Here is a 2230-nt window from a genome sequence, read left to right on the forward strand (position 1 = left end):
CATCACCACCAGCACCCTCCAGACCGGCACCGTCACCGCCACCTACAGCGGCAACACCTGCTTCACCGCCTCCACCGCAACGCTCGCCGTCACCGTGAACGCGGTGAACACGACGCTGACCGCCGACCCGGCGCAGATCCGCCTGCGGGTCAACGGCAACTTCGTCATCCCCGCGATGAGCGCCACCCTCAAGACCACCGCCGGCGCCCCCATCGCCGGCCAGAACGTCACCTTCCGCGCCAACACGGTCGGCGGCCCGACCGCGCTGGGCAGCGCCACGACCAACGCCTCCGGCGTCGCCACCCTCGCACCCCCGCAACTCACCGTCCCCGCCACCGTCATCACCGCCACCAGCTACACGGCGTCCTTCAGCGGCAACACCTGCTACAACGCCTCCTCCGCCACGGCGCCGCTGACCCTGGTCCCCCTCCCCCTGCTGCCCTGACCCCCGGCCCCGGCGGGTCAGGGAACCCGCCACACCAGAACTCGCCGTTTTGCGGAGTCGGCAGCGAAGAGCCGGCACTCTGCCCGAGCAAGCCCAAGAACAGCCGGCTGCGGCCTGATACGGAAGGCTCCGGCAGAGCTGGTCACGAAGGCAACCGCAACCCACGGCACCACGAAGTCCCCAACCCCTCAGAGACGTTGCTGGTAAGTTCGGAGTTCCTGATCATTCGCCCCGTCGAGCTGATGCTCGACGGGGCGAATGCACGGCGGGGGCACGGGCTAGAAATCCGCAGGTTCAGCCTTCCAGTGACGGCTGTTGTGGTACTGCGAGACCTGCTCCAGCGGTGCCGAGTTTGTCCGCCCGTGCCCGGACCCGGCGCCAGGTGGCCGCGGGCTGGCCGTGCGCGTCGGCGACGCTGGCGTCGAGGTCAGCGGCGTAGCGCACCAGTGCGTCGGACAGCCGGGTCAGCGGCTCCACCGGGTGCGCTCTTCCAAGCGGCAGAGATGGAGGGTTCCCGACGGGTCCGCGGGAAAGGAGTGGTCGAGTGTCCAGCCGTGTTCGGCGGCGATCCGCAGGACGGCCCAGGCTCCCGCCCCTCGGTGGTGCCGGAGCTTGACGGCGACCCGGCGCAGGATCCGGCCCGCCGAGTCGTACCGGTAGTTGTCCCCCTTCGCCAGGTGCCTGCGCAGGTGGCGCTCGTAGAGTCTCGGGCTGCGGAGGAGCTCCAGGGTCCGGACCCGTGGCCAGAACACGAGGGTGAACAGCGGCAGCAGCACCCGGCCCCGAGCGGCCAGGCGCCGGGCACAGCCGGCCGCGATGAGGGTCTTGCCGGAGCCGGTCGCCGCGATGACGGTCGCGCGGCCGCCGTCCTTCACCTCGCGCACCGCGGCCGCGACCGCGTCCTTCTGGAACCAGTGCAGCGGCAGCGGGTTCACGGCGGTGCCGAGCGGCCGGGCCGGGAGCGGCGGCTCGGGCTGGGCGCGCGGAGCGGCCGGCACGTTCTGCTCGGCGGTGGCGGTGGTGGTCTCCACGGCGGTGCTTCTCCTTCGGATGCCGAGGCGGCTCGGCGGGGCGGGCGGGGCTGTGGGAGGGGCGGGGCAGGCGGCCTCTCCCCGGGCCAGGTCATGGATGGGGAGAGGCCGGCCGGACCTACTGCTGGTCCTCGGGGATCCAGCCGCGGACCTCGAGGTAGGCGATGTCGGCGTCCTCGACGGCGCGGCCGGTCTCCACCAGCCACTCCCGCATCACCTCGGTCACGTCGCCGTGGTGGTCCGCGACCCGCTGGGACCACTCGGCGGCGTCGAACCCGCCGGTCGAGGCGGAGCCGTAGGTGCGCTCCTCGGTGCCGTCGGAGCGGGGGATGAACCCGCGCCGGATGCCGCCGGAGTCCTTCTCCGAGCCCGCGCTGTAGACGTACTGGTCGGCCTTCGTCCGCACCGTGAAGGCGAGGCGGCCGCCGGCCTGGCCGGTCTCGTGGACCACCGGGGCGAGGTGGGAGGCACCAGACTTGATGGCCTGCTTGCCCGCCCGGCCGGCCATCGAGCCGCCCGCCTCGCCGACGGTGTCCTTGCCCCGCACCCGGGCCTTCTGCCCGGTCTTGGTACGGCGGCGGCTGGTGTTCGCCTCGGCGATCCCGGACAGGGCCTCGGCGTAGCGGGCCCCGGTCCGCACGGTGGCCCGCTCCCGCGGCGGCGGTTTCTAGTGGTCGTTGCAACACGTGGTCGGTTGTCTAGGCCGCGAGGAGTTTAGCCAGGCGCTCGGCTGGGGTTTCCCAGCCGAGCGTCT

3 protein-coding genes and 1 pseudogene are annotated in these 2230 nt (G+C 72.5%); 1 reads left to right on the forward strand and 3 read right to left on the reverse strand.

From position 1 onward, the window contains the following. Window positions 1–445, forward strand: a pseudogene (locus ACWDBE_RS38140) (beta strand repeat-containing protein); the annotation flags it as partial. A gap of 294 nt (window positions 446–739) precedes the next feature. Here ACWDBE_RS38140 and ACWDBE_RS38145 read toward each other — a convergent pair. The 3 genes from ACWDBE_RS38145 to ACWDBE_RS38155 all read right to left on the reverse strand — a co-directional run bounded on the left by ACWDBE_RS38145 (window position 740) and on the right by ACWDBE_RS38155 (window position 2116). Then, entirely contained in the window at window positions 740–922 is a 183-nt protein-coding gene (locus ACWDBE_RS38145; protein ID WP_449810266.1) for a hypothetical protein, read from the reverse strand. After that, complete coding sequence (locus ACWDBE_RS38150) at window positions 910–1476, reverse strand: DEAD/DEAH box helicase family protein (RefSeq protein WP_449810267.1); 567 nt, start codon at window positions 1474–1476, stop codon at window positions 910–912. Before ACWDBE_RS38150 ends, ACWDBE_RS38145 begins: the two co-directional genes overlap by 13 nt. A 118-nt stretch (window positions 1477–1594) precedes the next feature. Continuing rightward, the gene (locus ACWDBE_RS38155) at window positions 1595–2116 is read right to left on the reverse strand and encodes a helix-turn-helix domain containing protein (RefSeq protein WP_449810268.1); all 522 of its coding nucleotides are present in this window, start codon (window positions 2114–2116) and stop codon (window positions 1595–1597) included. Window positions 2117–2230: the final 114 nt, after the last annotated feature.

The organism is Kitasatospora sp. NPDC001132 (assembly GCF_053598415.1).